The following is a 19,130-nucleotide window of genomic DNA, read 5'->3' as shown; positions in this document are numbered from 1 at the left end:
CTTCAGTATACGCCGCCGAGAAAGATTTTCTTTTCTGTGCCGTTATTTCTTCTCAGTCGTCAATCACCGCTCTGGGTGACATTCTGCTGCCACACGATGAAAAGCAGCGCTTTTCATCAATGACAACCAGATGATTTGAACGAGGTTAGCGATGAACGCATCTTTTGCCGGTAAAAAACTGTTAGTGGTCGGTGGGACGAGTGGTATGGGGTTCGAAACGGCGAGGCTGATCCTGAAAAATGGTGGCAGCGTGGTACTGATCGGCCATCGTCAGGATAAAGCCGAGCAGGCTCGCCGGGCGTTGGCCGCTGATGGGCAGGTTTCCATCATCGTTGCAGACCTGATGAAAGAAGACGGAATGCAGCAAGTGATGAAGACCATTAACGCTGAACATAAAGATATCAATTTGTTGGTCAACGCGGCTGGCGTGTTCTTTCCGAAAGCGTTCACCGAACATGACATGTCTGATTACGATAAGTATATGAGTATCAACCGCGCGACCTTCTTCATCACCCGCGATGTGGTGCGTAATATGGTTGACGGCGGTTTGAAAGGCTCCATCGTTTACATCGGCTCTATGTGGGCGCAGCAGGCTATCGGTGCTACCCCGTCTTCAGCCTACTCTATGGCGAAAGCAGGCCTGCATGCGTTGACTAAAAACCTGGCCATTGAGCTGGGAGGGAAAGGCATCCGCGTCAATGCCGTCTCTCCGGCGGTTGTTCACACGCCAATTTATGAAGGCTTTATTGCGAAAGCTGACGTGAAGAATGTGATGAATAGCTTCGACAGCTTCCACCCGATTGGCCGCGTGGGAACGCCGGAGGATATTGCTGAAACTATTGCTTTCCTGCTCTCTGATAAGACTGAGTGGGTCACCGGTGCTATCTGGGATATCGATGGCGGCGTGATGGCGGGTCGTAACGCCTGATGACCATGCTGCAGGCGGCGCTGGAGTCATTAAGCAAATGCAGGCTGTGCGCGATAGGCAGGTGACTGACGCGCACAGGAGCGCATTGCTGGTGAAAAGGCGGTGATGCGCGCTTGGTCTGGCTCCCTTTTATCATGGGTGCACGTTCGGTAGACCGCTGCATTGCGGGTACCGATTTTATGGGCTTCTGGCGGGTTATTCCTTGAAGCGACAGACACAAAAAAGCCCGCAGGGCTTGCGCCGTGCGGGCTCTTAGGACTTCATCGGATGACTCTGGTAATCACCGATGGAGAATTTTGGTGGAGCTGGCGGGAGTTGAACCCGCGTCCGAAATTCCTACATCCTCGGCACTACATGCTTAGTCAGTCTTTACATTCGCCTGGCACCTGCGGACAGACACGCCACTACCAGACTAGCCTGATTAGTTTTAACGCTTCAACCCCAGGCAGGGCCTCCACGCGATCTCTTTTGGGTTTGACCTCTCTTTGATCCCCGTCTTAAGAGCGGAAGCTAGGGAGAGAGGGCTCAGAGCAGGTTATTAAGCTGCTAAAGCGTAGTTTTCGTCGTTTGCGACTATTTTTTGCGGCTTTTTACGAGGCCAACCGCCCCTCGGCATGCACCTTGGGTTTCGCAAATCCCGTCGAATCCAGAATCAGCCCCAATGTGTACAGCAAGTATAACAGAGTCAGGCGTGCCGTTGCCAGTGAAAAACGTGGCGTAACAGGCCGTTGAGCGTACATTTATCGTTCACGTAGCGCCTCCTTTGCCCGGTTGAACGGTTTCATCAGGTATTCAAAGATGGTTTTTTCACCGGTTTTGATATCGACGCTGGCGACCATTCCTGGGGTAATGGAGAAATGGCGTCCGGCTTTGTTGGTCAGGTAATCCTGATGAGTGCGGATAAACACGCGGTAATAGGTGATTTCAGGCTTAATTTTGTCCTGAATGGTGTCCGGCGAGATAGTCTCAACTTCTCCGTCGAGCCCGCCGTAGATGGCGTAATCGTAGGCGGTAAGCTTAACCAGCGCCCGCTGTCCGGGGTGGATAAAGGCAATATCGCGCGGCGACAGGCGGGCTTCAATCAGCAGCCGATCGTCAATAGGGACTATTTCCATCAGATCACCGTTCGGTGGGATGACGCCGCCGAGCGTGGTTACCTGCACGTTTTTCACAATCCCGCGCACCGGGGAGCGCACCGTCAGACGGGTGACCGAATCTTCACGACCGCGAATGATCGCCTGCAGCATGTCGACTTCAGCGTTGGCCTTGGAAAGTGCCTCGCGCGCCTGTACGTAGTACTGCGATCGCAGGTCGGTAAGCCTTAGCCCGAGATCGCTTTTCTGGCGCTGGAGGCGCAGCACTTCCACGTGGCTGGCGGCACCGCTCTTCTCAAGGCGTTGGGTGATGGCCAGCTCTTTATCCACCGACACCATCGCATCCTTCAGCTCAGCCTCAGAATCTGACAGCTGCGCGCGGCGGGTACGATAGAGGCGCGTTTCGCTGGCGATAAGGTCCGGCCAGGCTTTCAGTTCTTTTGGGAAGATCGGCGGACTGTCGTTTACTTCCGCATACAGGCGGGCGCTGGAGGCCAGCGACGCGCGGTAGCGCGCGGTGCTTTCGCCCATGTTGGATTCCGAACGGGTAGGGTCGAGACGGGCGACAATCTGCCCGGCGTGCACCTTATCGCCCTCGCGGACGTTCAGTTCTGCCAGAATGCCGCCGTCCAGTGATTGCAGCACCTGCTCGTGTGAGCTGGGAATCACCTTGCCGGTGCCGGTGGCCACTTCGTCGAGCGTACCGAACCACGACCAGACGCCGAGCGCAATAAACATCAGCGTGCTCAGCAGGACAATGCGGCTGGCGCCGGAAAAGGCCACGTCGCGGCCGATGTCCAGGTCCTCCATCGCGCTATCATGTTGGCTGGTTTTCATGTTTCCACTCCTTCCCGCTTACAGCCTGCGCGCTGGCGCGACCCTGGTTTAACACCTGTGATTTTGGCGCATCCATGGCGATATATCCGTCATTAAGCACCACGACCCGATCGACCAGATCCAGCACCGGCACGCGGTGGGTGGCGACGATCAGCGTACGATTGCCCAGCCATTGATTCAGCCGCTGGATAAATTCGCGCTCGGTATGATCGTCAAGCGAGGCGGTTGGTTCGTCGAGCAGCACGATATTCGGGGATCGCAGCAGCATGCGCGCCAGCAGAATTGACTGGCGCTGGCCGCCGGAAAGACCGTTGCCGCCCTCCATAATCAGGTGATCCAGACCCTTAGGCAGCCGTTGGACGAACTGGCTGGTACCGGCGATGTCCAGCGCATCAAAAATGTCCTGGTCGCTGGCGTGCGGCGCGCCCATCGTCAGGTTTTCGCGCAGGGTGCCGTAGAACAGCCGCGCATTCTGGCTCAGGAGGCCAATGTTGCGTCGTAGGTCGGCGACGTCGATCTGCGCGAGGCTGAGATCGTCGAGCCGCGCCTCGCCGCTGACTAAATCAATACCGCCCGCCAGCGCGTGCAGCAGGGTCGATTTTCCCGCGCCGTTGCGGCCAAGCAGCGCCACTCGCTCGCCCTGACGGATTTCCAGACGCGCAATTTTCAGCGGGATGCGCTGATCTTCACTGTGGTAGCGGAACTGGGCCTCTTCCAGCAGATAATGACCGTGGAAAATCTCCCGGTGCACGACACTGCCGCTGCGCTGGGTCTCCGTCGGTAGCTGCATAATGCTGTCCAGCCCCGCTTTGGCGATTTTTACCTGCTGCCAGCGGGTCAGCACGCCGCACAGGTTGGCCATTGGCGCAATCATTCTTGACGCCAGCATTGAGGCGGCGACCACCGAGCCGGTCGTCAGCTCGCCTTCAATCACCATCGGCGCGCCGAACAGAATGACGGCGCTATAGACCAGACTTTGTACGGTGATGCCCCAGCTAATCAGTCCCTGGCTCAGCTCGCGGGTACGCAGCGCCGATTCCGAGGTAATGCGAATGTAGCTGTTCCACTGCTGTAAAAAGCGGTTTTCCGCCTGCATCAGCTTGATGTCTTCAAGTCCCTGCACGCTCTCAACCAGCACCGCGTTGCGCAGGGTTGATTCATGGGCGCTCTGGTTGGCCAGCTTCGCCAGCCGTTTTTGCATCAGGATACCGGGCAGCACCATGACGATGGCGGCGACCGGGGCAATCCACGCCAGCGGCGGCGAGATAATGCCGAGGACCACCACGAAGAGGAAGAAGAAGGGCAGATCGACGATCGTCGACAGCGTCGATGAAGTGATGGTTTCACGGATCTGCTCAAGCTCGCGCAGCTGAGAGATAAAGCTGCCGGTAGAACGCGGGATAGCGCTGTTACGCAGGCGTAATGCGTGGCTGAAGATGCGGTCGGAAATGCGCAGGTCCGCCCGCTTGCCGAGCACATCCATGATGTGGCTACGGGCGACGCGCAGGATAAAGCCGAAGATCACCGACAGCAGCACCCCAAAAGCCAGCACGTAGAGCGTCGGGTAGGACTGCGCGGGGATCACCCGGTCATACACCTGCATTGAAAAGATGATCCCGCCGAGCGACAGCACATTGACGAGAAAGGCGGCCAGCATGACCGGGCCGTAGGGGCGCAGATCCTTCAGGACCAGTACCTTAAGCCAGTCGGGGCTGAAGCGGGATACGTAGTTGTCCACCCGGCTGTCGCGCAGGGCGGAAAGCGGGCGCAGCGCCACAACGTATTCAATACGCGGCATCAGGTCGGCGAGAGGCAGCCGGTTACGCTGGTGCTCATCATCAATAAAACAGACGTCAACGGTGCTTTCGCCGTCAAAGCGCTCGACGATGGCCAACTGCCCATCGTCGAGCGTTGCCACAACCGGCAGGCGCCAGCTGCCGAGGGTGGTGGAATTGGCCTCCAGCAGCTGTACCGAAAGCCCGGCCTGGCGGGCGAGCTGGGTGAGGGCGGGCAGCAGGCTTTTGTCCTTAAACCACGGGGCGTTGGCCTGAAGCATGCCAGGCGAGCAGGCGATGCGATAGTGCGCGGCGACATAGCTCATCGCCCGCGCCCAGTGGCTTAACGTTTTCTCGTTAAGATAGCTTTCGCTGATGTCGGCGCGATTCATGGCTGGATCTCCACGGACTGGATGCTGTGATGTTCTAACCCGAACGCCTGGCGAAACCGTCCCGTGTTATACAGGCAGTTAAGCTGCAGCTGGTGCAGCTGGTTTTCGGTTTGCAGTTCGGCAAAGCGCGACTGAAACACCTCCTGCTCGGCGTTAAGTACGTCGAGCAGCGGGCGGGAGCCGAGGTCAAGATACTGCTGCTGGTACAGCTCGCGGGTGCGGGTGCTCAGGGCCTGCTGGCGGTACTGCACCTGCAGTGAACTCATCAGGCTCATCGACTGGCTGCGCGATTCGAGCAGCTTTTGCCGGACCTCCAGCCGAACGCGCTGGACGGTCGCCTGCGCCGACTGTAGCGCATAGTTGGCGGCGTCGCGCCGCGCCGTCAGCCCGCCGCCCTGATAGATAGGCATTTCGACTTTCACCCAGGTGGAGTACTGCGTGCGGTCAAGCACCTCGTGGCTGGGGTATTTGTCGTTCAGGTAGTGCTGCACCTGCGGTTCAAGCGAGATCGTGGGCGTCATCTGCGCGTTAGCGTAGTCGACGTTAGCCTGTGCAGCGGTGGCCTGCGCCCAGGCCGCCAGCACCGCGGGCACCAGCCGGTCATCCGTCCGGGCCACTTCACAGCTGTTGCCCAGTTTGGCGGGGAAGTCATTGCTGATCCCATTCAGGTTCTGCCATCCCAGCCAGCTCATCAGCGTGGCCTGCGCGCTGTCGAGCGTCGCCTGGTATTGTAAGAGCTGGGCGCGCGCGGCTTCGATGCGTGCGTTGGTTTGTACGACGTCGGACTGCGACGTCGCGCCTTCGTCGCTGCGCTGTTGGGTGAGTTTTCCTATCGCCATGAGCGCGTCGAGCTGCTCTTTGGCGACGTCGACCATCTGTTGCCAGGTTTGCACCTGCACCATTGCGCTGGCGGTGCTGTGCCCGGCGGTGTCAATCGCCAGCAGGACGTTAGCCTGCTGCTGCGCGACGCCTGCGCTTTCGGCGCGGACCTGGCTTGCCACCTTGCCGAAGTCGTAGAGCATCTGGGAAAGCGACAGTACCAGCGAAGGGCTGAAGCCGTGATCAAGATAGGTGTTGGTGTAGCCGTTGTTCATCCCCGCGCTGACCTGCGGATAGTATTTCGATTTGGCGACATCGACCTGCGCGTTCTGGCTGGCTAGCTTACCGATGGCTTCGCTGATGGAAGGGTGCCAGCTGACGGCTCGGCTTACCGCGTCGTTCAGCGTGAGGACGCCGGGAATGGCATCGTTTAGCGGCAGCGCGCGTGCGCCGTCGAGCGCGGGGAGTTCCTGCTGGTCTTGCAGTCCTTGCGGGGAAATCGGCAATGCGGCGTTTTGCGCCAGAAGCGGAGCGGAATATAAGGCACAGAGTAGACCCCAACTGACGGGTATTTTAATGCTCATTATGGATCCTTATAAAAACGGCACAGTTCCCTATTGTTTAACGCCGGGCGTGGCCGCGCCCGGCGTTTGCCGATGACTTATCCGACAACAATATGGTTCTGTTCGACGAGATCGCTAAGCTTGATATTGTGTACATCGTCAAGAACCAGCAAATCTGTAGAAGAATATTTCGTTCCGCTGGCGCCATCTCTGTCAATTGAGATCACCGTCCCTTTTCCTGTGTCGGTTACCGTCAGGAAATTGCCTAATGATGACGACTGGCCGTCCCAGCCAACCAGCAGGCTGTGAATGTCAATTTTGTCCCCCTGAGCGAGCGAGAAGTTGCTCCAGTGATCCACGCCGTTACCACCGATAGCATCGGTGCTGTTCAGCAGGTTATAAATCAGCGTATCGCCGTAAGCAGAGCCGATAATCACGTCCGACTGGTTAGTGCTGGTGAACAGCGGATTCATGTTAATGGTTAAGGTGGCGGTATCGGTGTGGCCGTTTTGATCGTTCAGCGTATAGGTGAACACCTCTTTATTGACGATGTCGGACGGGTGCACGTTACTGTTCAGGGTATAGGAGTACGACCCGTCAATATTGACGGTCAGCGTACCGTAATGCCCGGTAATGGTCGCGCTGGTCAGGCTGCTGAGCGGGTTAGTGGTGGTGGCGTTGAGCAGCGGCGTCAGGGTGGCGACGCTACCGTTGAAGCCGCTAATGGTTAATGTGGTGTGCGAGCCGGAGAGCTGGTCCATCGCCCCAGCGGCGTCGCTGCCGTCGTAAATATTCCCCGTCACGTTGTGGCTGCCGGTGATCAGGAAGTTGTCCAGATCGTACGAGGTGCCGACGAACGACGGCGTGATGGTAATGGCGCCCAGTTGTGGAATGCCCATATCGGCAATCAGGTGCAGGGTATAGGTATGGCCAGCGCTCAGTTCCAACCCGCTTAGGCTCAGCGTATTCACATTATTGAACAGCGTTAACGCCCCTTTCGCGACGCTGTTAGTGGCGACCTGGACGCCATCTTCATACAGCACCCATTTCAGCGCCAGGCTGCTGATGGCGACGCTTGAGGCAACGCTGAAGCTGATAGACACCGCCTTCAGCGCCGTTCCGGCGGCCACCGTAAAGGTGGTATCGGTTTCCAGGTGCGACGTCGATTTTGCCAGCGTGGTGGCCGCGCCGATGAGGCTGGCCCCGGCGGTCGTGACCTGCGTGGTGCTGAGCGACATGGCGCTGCTGACGTCATCTACCGCATCAAGCGCGTGTGCGCTAGGTTGAATATTCAGCGTCGCGGAGGCCTGTGTCCCGTTTTGCGCGGTGATGGTGTAGATAAAGCTGTCCGGCGAGGTAATGCTGCCTGCGCTGACCCCGCTTTTCAGCGTGTAGGTATAGTTACCGTTGGCATCAATCACCAGCGTACCGAATTTGCCGACGATCGATGTCGTCCCGCTGCCGGCAACGGTGACGCCGTTGACCTGGGTGACGTGGGCGCCGGTGGCGGCGATGCCGGCATCGTTGCTCAGAACGTTGCCGCTGGCGGCCGCGCTAAGGCTATCGACGCGATAGGTGTAGTCCGCCAGGTAAGTGATGGTGTAGCCGCCCAGCAGGTTCAGCCCCTGCGCGGAGTTCATCACAATCAGGTACTCGCCTCCCGGCAGCGTCAGGGTGGTGGCGTCCGATTTTCCCCCCAGCAGCGGCACGATGAGCCAGTTGGTTTTTGACTGGAACAGCTCGTACTGCTGCGTGACCACGTTCAGGCGGTAAACATAGAGGTCAAAGGTCGCGCCGATCATCACGCCGCCCGCAGAGCTTTGCAGAGTGATGACGCGGTCGGTACCTTCGGCCACGCTCAGCAGCGTGGGGTTACGCATATCTTTCAGCAGGCCGACGGAGATGACGTCTCCCAGACCCAGGCTGACGATCGTATAGCTCGTCTGGCTGGCAGGCAGCGTAGCCGCCGTTGCCGCGTTGACCTGGGTGTTGTAAATCATGCTGACGCTGTCATCCACCGCGGTGAGCGCGCTGGTACTGCCAGCACCCAGGGTAATCACCAGGTTGGCGGAGCTGCTGACGCCCCCCTGCACGATGGTGTAGGTAAAGCTGTCGGAATGCCCGAGGGCCGTCGCCGTGGTGGTGGGATAAAGGGTATAGGTGTAGTCGCCGCTGGCGTTAATCACCAGCTTACCGTACTTCCCGTTAATGGTCGTTCCGGCCGGGTCGGCGGTGACAGGGGTGGATACGCCGTTGAGGGTAATCGCCGAGACGACGGTACCAATTGGCGCGACGTCGTTGCCTTCGGTAAGCAGATTGCCCTGATGCGGCGTCGTTTCCGTCAGTACTCCCGGGGTGGTTTCGGTCAGCGTGACGTTAATGCCGGTATAGGCGCCAACGGCCAGAATGCTGGTGTTGTAGCTCAGTACCCGGTAGTTACCCGCCGCTAGCCCGTCCATTTGCAGAGATATACCGCTGGCGCCGAGGGTCAGCAGATTGGCGAACTGTGCCTGGGAGGAGTCGACAATGGTTGTCCACGCCTGAAGATTGGTATCAAACACCTGCACCACAATCAGCTGCGAGCTGAGCAGTGAAAGGACGGTGCCGGTCGCAATAGCATTGATGGTGGCGCTGCCGGTGTTATTGGCGTCGACGGTGAATTCTGCCTTCGCCACTTTATCCGCCAGCACGGTAATGGTGTTGCCGAGCGCGTTAATCAGCTGCGCGCCGTAGCCGCTGGCCTGTTTGACGGTGACCACGGCATTGGTGGTAATGTCGGTCAGGTTGATGATGTCATCGTTAGCGGCGATCGGCAGCGTGGGGGCGTGGATCGTGGTATTCGCTGATTTATTCCCCGCCGCGTCGGTGGCGCTGACGATAAGGGTTTCGCCGCTCACCAGCCGTGAAGGCAGCAGGGTGGACCAGTTGCCGCTGGCATCGGCCGTCACCGTCAGTTTGCTCCCGTTAGGCAGCGTGATGGTGATGGTCGCATTGGCTTCCGTATGGGTGCCCGTTGGGTTACTGATGCTATAGCCGTCGGCGCTGACCTGCGCATCCGGTGCTGCGGGGGCGGTGGTATCGACGATGATGGTTATTGCTGCAGATGCCAGACCGGTGCCGGTGCTGTTGGTCGCCGTGGCGGTAAAGATATGGGGGCCTTCTACCAGCGCGGTGGTGGTCTGATACTGCCAGACGCCGTTGTTGTCTGCGGTAACGGTGGCGAGCAGTTTCCCGTTGTCATAGATGTTGACGCTGGCGCGCGCCTGGGCGGTGCCGTTGAGGGTCGGTAGGGTATCGTCGGTTGTTTTACCGTTGCCGATACTGCCCTGAATGCTGCCAAAATCATCGATGATGGTGCTAATCACCGGCGCGCCCGGTAGGGTGCTGAACTGTGCATAAACGTCGGTCGGCAACCCTTGGTTACCCGCCGCATCGGTCGCGTAGGCGCTCAGTTTTTCTCCGTTAGATTGCGTCGGAGAGAGCGTGATGTTGAATTTGCCCGTGGCGTCGGCGGTGCCGGTGCCTAATACGACGCCGGTGGCGCTCACCACGGTGACTTTACTGCCAGCTTCGGCGCTTCCTGAAAGGATGTTGCCTGCCAGGTTGACGCTGAGATCTTTTGGCGCATCCGGCGCGATCAAATCGACGGTTAGCGTACGGCTGGAAGAGCTGCCGCTCACGTTGCCAGCCGCATCGGTGGCTTTCGCCGTTAACACGTGAGTACCGGTGAGCAGCGGCACGAGCGGCGTAAATGTCCAGTTACCGGAGCCGTCGGCGGTGGTTGTGCCAATACTTTTGCCGTTGTCGAAAATCTCAACGAGCGTATTTTTTTCCGCTGTACCGGAGAGCACCGGAATGACGTCGTTGGTGGCCCCCTGATCCGCTACGTTACCGACCTGCGGCAACGTATCGTCCAGAATGGTCGTGATGACCGGCGCGTTGGGGGCCGCGGTATCGACCACGACGGTGAACGAGTTAGAGGCTAATCCCGTGTTGCCTGCGGCATCGGTCGCTTTCGCGGTTAAGGTGTGGGAGCCATCTGCCAGCGCGGTGGTTGGGGTAAAGGACCACACGCCGGTTAAGGCGTCCGCTTTCACCTGGCCAATCGATTTGTTGCCGTCATAAATGGTGACGGTTGCCCCCGGCTCTGCCGTACCGGTAAGCGTAGGGCGGTTATCGTCGGTGATCTGATTTTGCGCCAGGTCGCTTTGCAGCGGGCCAACATCGTCGTGCACCGTGAGAATAAGCGGCGACAGCGGCGGTACGGTATCGACGACGACGGTGAACGGCGATGATATCGCACTGGTATTGCCTGCCGCGTCAGTCGCCGTTGCCGTCAGCGTATGGGTGTTGTCGGACAGCCCCGTCAAGGAGACGCTCCAGCTGTTGTCGGCGTTGACTGTGGTTGTCCCTATGGCGGAGTGGGTCACGTTGTCGTAGATGATAATTTTGGCGCCAGCCTCCCCGGTACCGCTGAGCGTCAGATTGGGTTTATTGGTTGGGATGCCGACGATAGGCGTGCTGCCGTCGCTGGCCTGCAGAATAATCGGTGCGGACGGCGCAACGGTATCGATGGTTAGGGTGAATGAGCCGGACGCTACGCTGGTTACCCCAATGTCGTTGGTGACCGTGGCAGTGAAGCTGTGTGGGCCATCTTTCAGCGGGGTGGACGGCTGCCAGCTCCAGGTACCGAATATCGTGGTCATTACATTCGTAACAAAGATACCGTTATCGTAAATGGCGATCGTGGCATTGCTTTCGAAGCTTGTGCCGTGCAGCAGAGGGCGACTATCGTCGGTAGCGCTGCCGTTATAGAGCACATTCTGGAGGGTTCCGACGTCGTCATCTGCGGTCAAAATTGTCGGCGCCAGCGGCTGAACCGTGAGGACTGTATAGGCGATCGGTAGCGATGTACTGGTATTGCCTGCGGCATCCGTGGCGGTGACGTACACGCTGTGGAACAACCCGGCGGCGTAGGTGCTATCCGGCGTAAATGACCAGTTTCCGTTGCTGTCGGCGGTAACGCGGCCCAGTTCGAGGAGGTTGTCATAGATGATAACCTGCGCACCGGCCTCCGTCTTACCGCTGATGGTGGGGTGTGTTTCATCGGTGACGGTACCGTTAAGAATCGGCCCTTTCAGGACACCGGTGTTGTCGGTGATCACTAACGTTGAAACCGCCGGCGGCGTGATATCGATGGTGGTATGGAAGAGAGGACTTGGGTCGACAAAGTCCGGCTCAGTGACGTAAAAGGTGTGTGCACCTTCGCTCAGCGAGAGCTCGTAGCTCCACTGGCCGTCGAGACCGACTAACACCGAGCCAACTACCTTGCCGTCGACGTAGATGGTGACGTACTGCCCCGCAGTGCCGAGGCCGGTCAGGAGCGGGGTCGTGTCGTTCGTCACCTGATTATCACCCAGGCTGCCGATATTGAGGGGCGTATCGTCGATAATTGCCACGATGACCGGCCCGGTGGCGGTCGGGCTCTGGACATACAGGTTAAACGGCCCGGCGGCGTTGCTGATGTTGCCCGCAGCATCGGTAGCGGTAGCGGTCAGCGTATGGGAACCCGCGCTCAGCGTCGGGCTAAATGACCATATGAGACTGCTATCCACGTTAATCGTGCCAATTTTGTTACCGTTGTCATAGATATCGACCGTCGAACCCGCCTCCGCGATACCGTTGAGCGTCGGGGTCGTATCTTTGGTCACCTGGCCCGTAATCAGCGGCAGGCCAATACCACTTGAATCATCCGTCACCGTGAACAAAGGCGCGGTTGGCGCAATCGTATCGACGTTCAGCGTAAAGTCTGCGGAGGTGGTGCTGACATTACCGGCCGCATCGACGGCGAAGACGCTGAGGGTATGGTCACCGTTAGTGAGCGGTACGTCTAAGGTAAAACTCCAGGTGTGGGTTGTGCTATCAACCGTTGCGCTGCCGAGATAGCGGGAACCCTCATAGATACTGACGCTGACGGCACCTTTTTCGGCGGTGCCGTTCAGCGTGGGTTTGGTATCATCGGTGATGGGCTTCAGCGGATTAATCGTTCCCTGATACAGCCCGACATCGTCGGTGACGCTGGTGATGACCGGCGCTGCTGGCGGCGTGTTATCGAAGGTAAAGGTAAAACTGTTGGAGATACCGCTGGTGTTGCCAGCCGCATCGGTTGCCGTCGCCGTTACAACGTAAGTTTTATCGCTTTGCATGGCGCTGAGGGTATATGACCAGACGCCGTTTTGATCGACCAGTGCGGTACCCACCTCGGTTCCATTCAGCGAGATATGTACGGTGGAGCCGCTTTCGCCGCTGCCGGTGAGCTTCGCGGCCGGATCGTTGGTTGCTCCGTTATTGAGTACGGCACCAACGGCCGGGGAAACCGCGTCGTTGAGCTGAATGATCGCTGGCGTTGTCGGCGGGATCGTGTCGATAACGACGCTCACCGGGGCCGAAGGTATACTGAGATTGCCCGCGCCATCGACGGCGACGGCGGTGAATACATGGCCGCCATTGGGCAGATTGCCGTTCGCCGTGAAGCTCCAGTGGCCCTGACCATCTGCTTGGGTATAGCCGAGGTAGGTGTTGGTATTATCGTAGATTTTGACCGTCGCATGGGCTTCGGCGGTACCGGTCAGTTTTGGCGTGGCGTCATTGGTTAATTTATCAATCAGCGCCTCGGCATCGTTAACCAGCGCGGTAATGACGGGTTGAGCTGGCGGAGTGATGTCCGGCGCGGCGATCGTTGCCGGCAGGCTCTGGTTGTGCGAGGCGTCGGTGGCGGTGACGCTCAGCAGCTCGCCGTTAATTTGCTGCGGCTGCAGTGCGATGCTGAAATGACCTGATTCATCCGCGTAGCCGCGGCCGATTTCGTGGGTATCTGGCCCGGTGATAATCACCAGGCTACCGGCCTCCGCATGGCCGCTGAGCGTGGCGCCGTTGTCGGCAATCTGGAGTTGGTCCGGTGCGGTCGGCGGGGTTAAGTCGGTGGACAGGATCGTTGACGGCAGGCTGATATTATTGGCCGCGTCTTTGGCAACCGCGGTCAATAAATCACCAGCGAGCTGTGCCGGATTCAGATCGATCGTAAAGCTGCCGTCGTTAGACGTGACCTTCACAGAACCAATGGGCGTGCCGTGACCGTCGGTGACGGTAACCGTGCTGCCGATTTCGGCCTGGCCATAAAGGTGCGTTCCGTCAACGGAGAGGCTGTACAGAACAGGCGCGTCCGGCGGCGTGGTGTCCGGAGCCACGATAATCCCGGGAAGGCTGGTGTTGCCTGCTTTATCGGTCGCGTAAGCGTCCAGCGTTTCGCCGTTCAGCTGTTTGCTGCTCAGATCGACGGTAAACGCCCCGCTGCTGTCGGTAACGACGACGGTACCGAGCACTTTGCCGGAGTCTGATGTGATGGTAATGGTGCTGCCCACTTCGCCAATGCCGCTGAGATGCAGGCCGTCGGCAGAGATTTGCAGGTTGTGCGGGGCGTCCGGCGCGCTCATATCCAGCACCAGTACAAAGGTGCCGGATTCTTTACTTTCCTGGCCGAGCACCGATGCGGTGGCGGTGATTTGGTATTGCCCGTCTTTAAAGGTTCCGTCTGCCGGACGATAGGACCAGTTACCGTTGGCGTCGGCGGTAGTGCTGCCGATAGCCGTACCGTTGCTGTAAATAATGATTTTGGCATTTGCAACGGAGGTACCGTTAATTTGCAGGTGGCTATCGTTAGTTGCGACACCGCTGGTGACCATCGGCGTTGTTGGCTTATCGCTCTCGGTTACGCTGACAATAGCCGGAGCCGCTGGCGGGGTGCCGGTGTTATTCAGGCTATTATCATTACCACCACTATTATTACTGGTGCCGCCATTATCGCCAGCGCCACTATTATTGTTACTGGTACCGCCGTTGTTGCCGTTGCTATTGGTCGACGAGCCGGTACTTGCACCGCTTGAGTTACCGCCACCGCCGCCACCGCCACCGGCAGCCAGCCCGATACCGGCTGCTGCACCCAGACCGCCCAGCACCCACGGCCAAACGGCGGCCCCTTCATGTTGAGTTCCTGAAAGGGCTAACAGTGCATCAATGTTATCAAGGTGCTCGAAATGAACGGCTCCATTCGTATCCTGAACCCACCATAGCGCCCCCTGGCCATCCTCAAGCACCAGTTGGTTTGCATCGGCGCCAGTGGCCGCGTAGAAATTTTTAATGGTGATCGTTTCGCCAGAGTGTCGGGTAATCACCAGATCGTGGTTTACCTGCTTCATGGAGGCGATATCGGACCTATCCAGATGTAGCTTCACGATGGAAGGTGAAGTGAGGGTGATAACGTTGCCATCAACGTTGCTGGCGACAGCGGTCAATTTTGAAATGACGGATACGGTGCCCATAGGTTCACTCCATTCAGTGAGGTATCAACTGATAGTGCCTGTCGTTTTTAAAATCACTTTTTGGTTAATGCATAAATGTTTTCTGGCTTTCAGACAAAAATATCCCGCCCCGCTTGCAGAACGGGTTTTTAAGATAATTCTCAAATTGAAATTTGATTTAGGTTGCCGTTGTTTTTATAACGACGATTGCTGTGCGTTCATCCATGGTTTTTAAATTATCCGTTGATTACGGTATAGCTTAAAAATAACGCATATCACAAATTAAGCATTACTTAACTATGGTTAATAGATGATGAATTGCGCTTTTTTTTCATTGAATACAGCAAGGTTAAACGATGCTTGCGAAAGCGTTGAAGGTAATCAATCTCTTGATTCACGCTGCTTTTATATTAAATCATGCGCTAATGGCATGCGACAGTACTTGCTGAATCATTGTGGGTATTTATGTTTTAATTGCTGTCTTAGGAAATGTCTGAATTGCTTTTTAATGAAGAAATGGCCTGATTGGGTAATGTTTATATAAGCCATTTGAAATATGATATATGCTATATCATGATTATTTAAATATTCAGCAAACTACGGGTTAAAGATATTATTCATTATTGATGATATGAATAATAAACAGAGGTTATTTTTATTTTTCAAATAAGGATAAACATCGGTCAGTGAGAAAATAACTGACGGTTTCCCCCCACGGCAAGAACCGATAACCCGATACTCTCTGCTGCTGCTGGAGAATATCGGGGTTATAGAAATGGCCTATGGCCTAGCGCCCGGCATGTTTCATAATGCGAGCTTTATCCAGCTGCCATTCACGATCCTTCAGATCGGAACGCTTGTCGTGCTGTTTCTTCCCTTTCGCCACGCCGATTTTGACTTTACACCAGGCGTTCTTCCAGTACAGGGAGAGGGCGACGACGGTATAGCCTTCACGGTTGATGCGGCCGTACAGGTTATCCAGCTCACGTTGGTTAAGCAGCAGTTTACGGGTACGCGTGGGATCGCAGACGTAGTGGGTGGAGGCCACGGCCATCGGCGTGAAGTTGGCACCGAACAGGAAAGCTTCGCCATCTTTCAGAATGACGTAGCTGTCGCCGATGTTGGCTTTACCTGCGCGCAGAGATTTAACTTCCCAACCCTGGAGGGCGAGACCCGCCTCAATTTCTTCTTCGATAAAGTATTCGTGGCGGGCGCGTTTATTCAGCGCAATGGTGGCCGATCCAGGTTTGTGTGCTTTTTTCTTTGTCATAATATCCTGAAGTTATCGCTAATCTGATAAACATAGCCTCAAGCTCCCGCGAGGCGCAATACGCTATCTTAGCACGATATAGCCCGCGTCCGTTTTTTTTAACCGGAGATAAATGATACTATTTACGCCGTGTTTGATCATGGAAATTGCTATGCCTCAGATTAGCCGTACTGCGCTGGTGCCCTACAGCGCAGAGCAAATGTATCAACTGGTGAATGATGTGAATGCCTACCCGGATTTCCTGCCTGGTTGTACCGGCAGCCGCGTTCTGGAGTCTGGTCCTACGCAGATGACGGCGGCGGTCGATGTCTCAAAGGCTGGCATCAGTAAGACCTTTACCACGCGCAATACGTTAACCGATAACCAAAGCATCCTGATGCATCTGGTCGATGGGCCGTTTAAGACGTTGATCGGCGGCTGGAAGTTTACGCCGTTAAGTGCTGACGCCTGCAAGATTGAGTTTCAGCTCGATTTTGAGTTCACCAACAAACTGATAGAGCTGGCGTTTGGTCGCATCTTTAAAGAGCTGGCGCTGAACATGGTGCAAGCGTTTACGATGCGCGCGAGAGAGGTTTACCGTGTCGGGTAAAATAGCCGTTGAAGTGGCCTATGCGCTGCCGCAAAAGCAGTATCTGCAGCGCGTGATGCTCGATGAAGGGGCGACGGTAGAACACGCTATTCAAGCCAGCGGGCTGCTGGCGCTGCGTGATGATATCGACCTGAGCAAAAATAAGGTGGGTATTTATAGTCGCCCGGTGAAGCTGCAGGACGAAGTTCATGACGGCGACCGGGTTGAGATTTATCGCCCGCTGATTGCCGACCCGAAAGAGCTGCGTCGCCAGCGTGCCGAGAAATCAGCACAGAAAAAGGGATAGCCGCCGCTAACGAATGGACAATAAAAAAGCGCTCAGTGAGCGCTTTTTTGTCATTACAGGCTAGCTTATTTGGTCAGCGCTGGCTTGTTGTCGATATTGGTCAACACGCCGCTGCTGTTGAAGGTCAGCGTCAGCGTTTGCTGGGTCGCGGCTTCATGGCCTGGCTGCTGGCGGAACACGTAGAACCAGGTGTTGGTGCCGAACGGGTCGGTCATCATCGGGGTACCTAAGGTGTAGGCTACCTGTTGCTGGGTCATACCCGTATGGATTTTGGCTACATCGTTAGGTGCCAGGTAGTTCCCCTGACTAATATCAGGACGGTAAACCACTCGCTCCAGAGTGGAACAGCCTGCAGTCATCATCAGAAGAACCGCTGCGGCAGCAGTCAGCGTTTTACAGCGCATAGTGATTTGATTCCTTTTCGGGCCCGAGCAGTACGCGGCTCATATGTCATGTGCCGATGATAATAGACCTGAGGTAAGTTGGAAACCTTTGATATCAGGTCTGACGGCGTTTTTATTGTGAACTCAGACTGTAAGAAATCCAAAAAGTTTATGCGGCCAGCAACTCTTTCGCATTCGCCAGCGTATTCCGCGTGACTTCACTGCCGCCTAACAGGCGTGCCAGCTCTTGCAGGCGCGCGCGTTTGTCCAGCGGCTGCATGTGCGTTTCAGTCATGGCGCCGTCGGTTTCTTTGCTGACGTAGAAGTGGTGATGACCGCAGCCAGCCACCTGCGGCAGGTGGGTAACGCACATCACCTGCGTTGATTCACCCAACTGGCGCAGCAGTTTGCCCACAACTGCCGCCGTCGGGCCGCTGATGCCGACGTCCACTTCATCAAAAATCAGCGCCGGGGTTTCCATTTTACGCGCCGTGATGACCTGAATGGCCAGCGCAATGCGTGACAGTTCACCGCCGGACGCCACTTTCGCAATGGCCTGCAGCGGCTGGCCCGGGTTGGTCGTGACGCGAAACTCAATACGGTCAGCGCCTTCAGCCGTCAGGTGCTGTTCTTCAAAGCTAACGTCGATATCAAAGACGCCGTGCGGCATGGAGAGCATGTGCATGCTGTCGGTAATCAGCTGTGCCAGCTCCTGAGCGCTTGCCTGTCGCTGATCGTGCAGCTGACGTGCGGTTTCCAGCGCCAGATCGTGATAGCGCGAGACCGCGAGTTTCAGCGTCTCCAGCGAGTCGCTTTGATCGTCCAGCTGTTGCTGCTCATCAAGTAATGACTGGTAGTATTCCGGCAAGGCTTCCGGCGCGATTTGATGTTTCCGCGCAAGCGAAATCTGCTTAGACAGCCGCTGCTCAAGCTCAAACAGGCGATTAGGGTCGAGATCCAGACGGTCGCAGTAATGACGCAGTTCATCGCTGGCCTCGCTCAGCTGAATTGCGGCTTCTTCCAGCATGGACAGTACGCCGGACAGTTTACCGTCCATGCTGGCGAGCTCTCCGGCTAACTGACGCGCGGTATAAAGCTGGCTTTGCAGATTGACCTCTTCGCCGTCGGCCAGAATAGCCAACGCGTGCTGGCTGGTTGCGATAAGTTGCCCGCTGTTGGCAAGGCGTTTGTATTCTTCATCGATCTGTTCGTATTCACCCGGCTGCGGATTGAACTCGATAAGCTCTTTCAACTGGTACTGCAGCAGCTCTGCGCGGGCGGTTCGTTCCTGACTTTGCTGCTGATGGGTGGCAAGGTCACGGCAGCTTTGGTTCCACTGACGGTAGTGCTCCGCCATTTGGCGAGCCAGTTCGGACTCGCCGGCGTAGGCGTCGAGCAGATGCTTTTGATGTTCGGGTTTGACCAACTGCTGGTGCGCATGCTGACCGTGGATTTGAATCAACAGCTGGCCCAGCTCCCGTAGCTGCGAGAGCGGCACCGCGGTACCGTTAATAAAGCCGCGCGAGCGACCGTCGCTGCTGATGACGCGGCGGAGCAGGCACTCGCGGCCGTCTTCCAGCTGGTTTTCTTCTAACCAGCGCAGGGCGGCAGGCGTATCTTTTAGGGCGAAGCGTGCGCATAGGTCGGCACGGCTGGCACCGGCGCGTACCATATCGGCCTCTGCGCGGCCGCCCAGGCACAGGCCGAGGGCATCAATTGCAATAGATTTACCGGCACCGGTTTCCCCGGTGATGGCCGTCATGCCGCTGTTGAAGTCGATTTCAAGTTCACGAACGATTGCAAAATTGCTGATGGTCAGTTGTGCCAACATAGCCGC

Annotated in this window: 9 protein-coding genes, 1 other RNA gene and 2 pseudogenes; 3 read left to right on the top strand and 9 right to left on the bottom strand. The window is 57.0% G+C overall.

The window, feature by feature from the left end; all coding sequences use genetic code 11:
* The first annotated feature begins 151 nt into the window (after window positions 1–151).
* A complete protein-coding gene (locus tag H7R58_RS17340) occupies window positions 152–928 on the top strand; it encodes an SDR family NAD(P)-dependent oxidoreductase (RefSeq protein WP_182930161.1) in 777 nt (258 codons plus the stop codon).
* Between the two features lie 297 nt (window positions 929–1,225).
* On the opposite strand, the gene ssrA is transcribed toward H7R58_RS17340, so the two are convergent.
* The 7 genes and pseudogenes from ssrA to smpB form a co-directional block, all read right to left on the bottom strand.
* Window positions 1,226–1,588, bottom strand: a transfer-messenger RNA (tmRNA) gene (ssrA, locus tag H7R58_RS17335).
* Window positions 1,589–1,668: 80 nt separating this feature from the next.
* Complete coding sequence (locus tag H7R58_RS17330) at window positions 1,669–2,832, bottom strand: HlyD family type I secretion periplasmic adaptor subunit (RefSeq protein WP_106928442.1); 1,164 nt, start codon at window positions 2,830–2,832, stop codon at window positions 1,669–1,671.
* 7 nt (window positions 2,833–2,839) lie between these two features.
* Window positions 2,840–5,026 (bottom strand): type I secretion system permease/ATPase, encoded by a 2,187-nt coding sequence (locus H7R58_RS17325; RefSeq protein WP_106928384.1) that lies wholly within the window; start codon window positions 5,024–5,026, stop codon window positions 2,840–2,842.
* Complete coding sequence (locus tag H7R58_RS17320) at window positions 5,023–6,429, bottom strand: TolC family outer membrane protein (RefSeq protein ID WP_106928386.1); 1,407 nt, start codon at window positions 6,427–6,429, stop codon at window positions 5,023–5,025. Before H7R58_RS17320 ends, H7R58_RS17325 begins: the two co-directional genes overlap by 4 nt.
* 77 nt (window positions 6,430–6,506) lie before the next feature.
* Window positions 6,507–8,255: pseudogene (locus tag H7R58_RS25630) on the bottom strand (BapA/Bap/LapF family large adhesin); the annotation flags it as partial.
* Between the two features lie 255 nt (window positions 8,256–8,510).
* A pseudogene (locus tag H7R58_RS17315) lies at window positions 8,511–14,786 on the bottom strand (Ig-like domain-containing protein); the annotation flags it as partial.
* Between the two features lie 766 nt (window positions 14,787–15,552).
* Entirely contained in the window at window positions 15,553–16,035 is a 483-nt protein-coding gene (smpB, locus tag H7R58_RS17310; RefSeq protein WP_106928390.1) for an SsrA-binding protein SmpB, read from the bottom strand.
* 151 nt (window positions 16,036–16,186) lie between these two features.
* Between smpB and H7R58_RS17305 the strand changes: the two genes are divergently transcribed.
* Both H7R58_RS17305 and H7R58_RS17300 read left to right on the top strand, forming a co-directional pair.
* Window positions 16,187–16,624 (top strand): type II toxin-antitoxin system RatA family toxin, encoded by a 438-nt coding sequence (locus tag H7R58_RS17305; protein ID WP_197974850.1) that lies wholly within the window; start codon window positions 16,187–16,189, stop codon window positions 16,622–16,624.
* On the top strand, window positions 16,614–16,910 hold the full coding sequence (locus H7R58_RS17300; protein WP_106928394.1) for an RnfH family protein: 297 nt from the start codon (window positions 16,614–16,616) through the stop codon (window positions 16,908–16,910). Before H7R58_RS17305 ends, H7R58_RS17300 begins: the two co-directional genes overlap by 11 nt.
* 65 nt (window positions 16,911–16,975) lie before the next feature.
* Here the strand turns inward: H7R58_RS17300 and bamE are convergent, their stop codons facing one another.
* Together bamE and recN are read right to left on the bottom strand one after the other, a co-directional pair.
* Window positions 16,976–17,314: an outer membrane protein assembly factor BamE gene (gene bamE, locus H7R58_RS17295; RefSeq protein ID WP_106928396.1), complete on the bottom strand. Its 339-nt coding sequence runs from the start codon at window positions 17,312–17,314 to the stop codon at window positions 16,976–16,978.
* Window positions 17,315–17,462: 148 nt separating this feature from the next.
* Window positions 17,463–19,124 (bottom strand): DNA repair protein RecN, encoded by a 1,662-nt coding sequence (recN, locus tag H7R58_RS17290; protein ID WP_106928398.1) that lies wholly within the window; start codon window positions 19,122–19,124, stop codon window positions 17,463–17,465.
* Window positions 19,125–19,130: the final 6 nt, after the last annotated feature.

Origin of the sequence: Klebsiella sp. WP4-W18-ESBL-05 (genome assembly GCF_014169075.1) — a bacterium.
Classification (GTDB): Bacteria; Pseudomonadota; Gammaproteobacteria; order Enterobacterales; family Enterobacteriaceae; genus Kluyvera; species Kluyvera ascorbata_B.
The sequence above is the reverse complement of the archived record's forward strand: the minus strand, read 5'-3'. Positions and strand labels throughout refer to the sequence as shown.

Bases quoted from the DNA above. Each gene is read 5' to 3' on its own strand.
- H7R58_RS17325 (WP_106928384.1), bottom strand. From the start codon at position 5,026: ATGAATCGCGCCGACATCAGCGAAAGCTATCTTAACGAGAAAACGTTA.
- H7R58_RS17320 (WP_106928386.1), bottom strand. From the start codon at position 6,429: ATGAGCATTAAAATACCCGTCAGTTGGGGTCTACTCTGTGCCTTATAT.
- bamE (WP_106928396.1), bottom strand. From the start codon at position 17,314: ATGCGCTGTAAAACGCTGACTGCTGCCGCAGCGGTTCTTCTGATGATG.
- recN (WP_106928398.1), bottom strand. From the start codon at position 19,124: ATGTTGGCACAACTGACCATCAGCAATTTTGCAATCGTTCGTGAACTT.
- smpB (WP_106928390.1), bottom strand. From the start codon at position 16,035: ATGACAAAGAAAAAAGCACACAAACCTGGATCGGCCACCATTGCGCTG.
- H7R58_RS17340 (WP_182930161.1), top strand. From the start codon at position 152: ATGAACGCATCTTTTGCCGGTAAAAAACTGTTAGTGGTCGGTGGGACG.
- H7R58_RS17330 (WP_106928442.1), bottom strand. From the start codon at position 2,832: ATGGAGGACCTGGACATCGGCCGCGACGTGGCCTTTTCCGGCGCCAGC.
- H7R58_RS17305 (WP_197974850.1), top strand. From the start codon at position 16,187: ATGCCTCAGATTAGCCGTACTGCGCTGGTGCCCTACAGCGCAGAGCAA.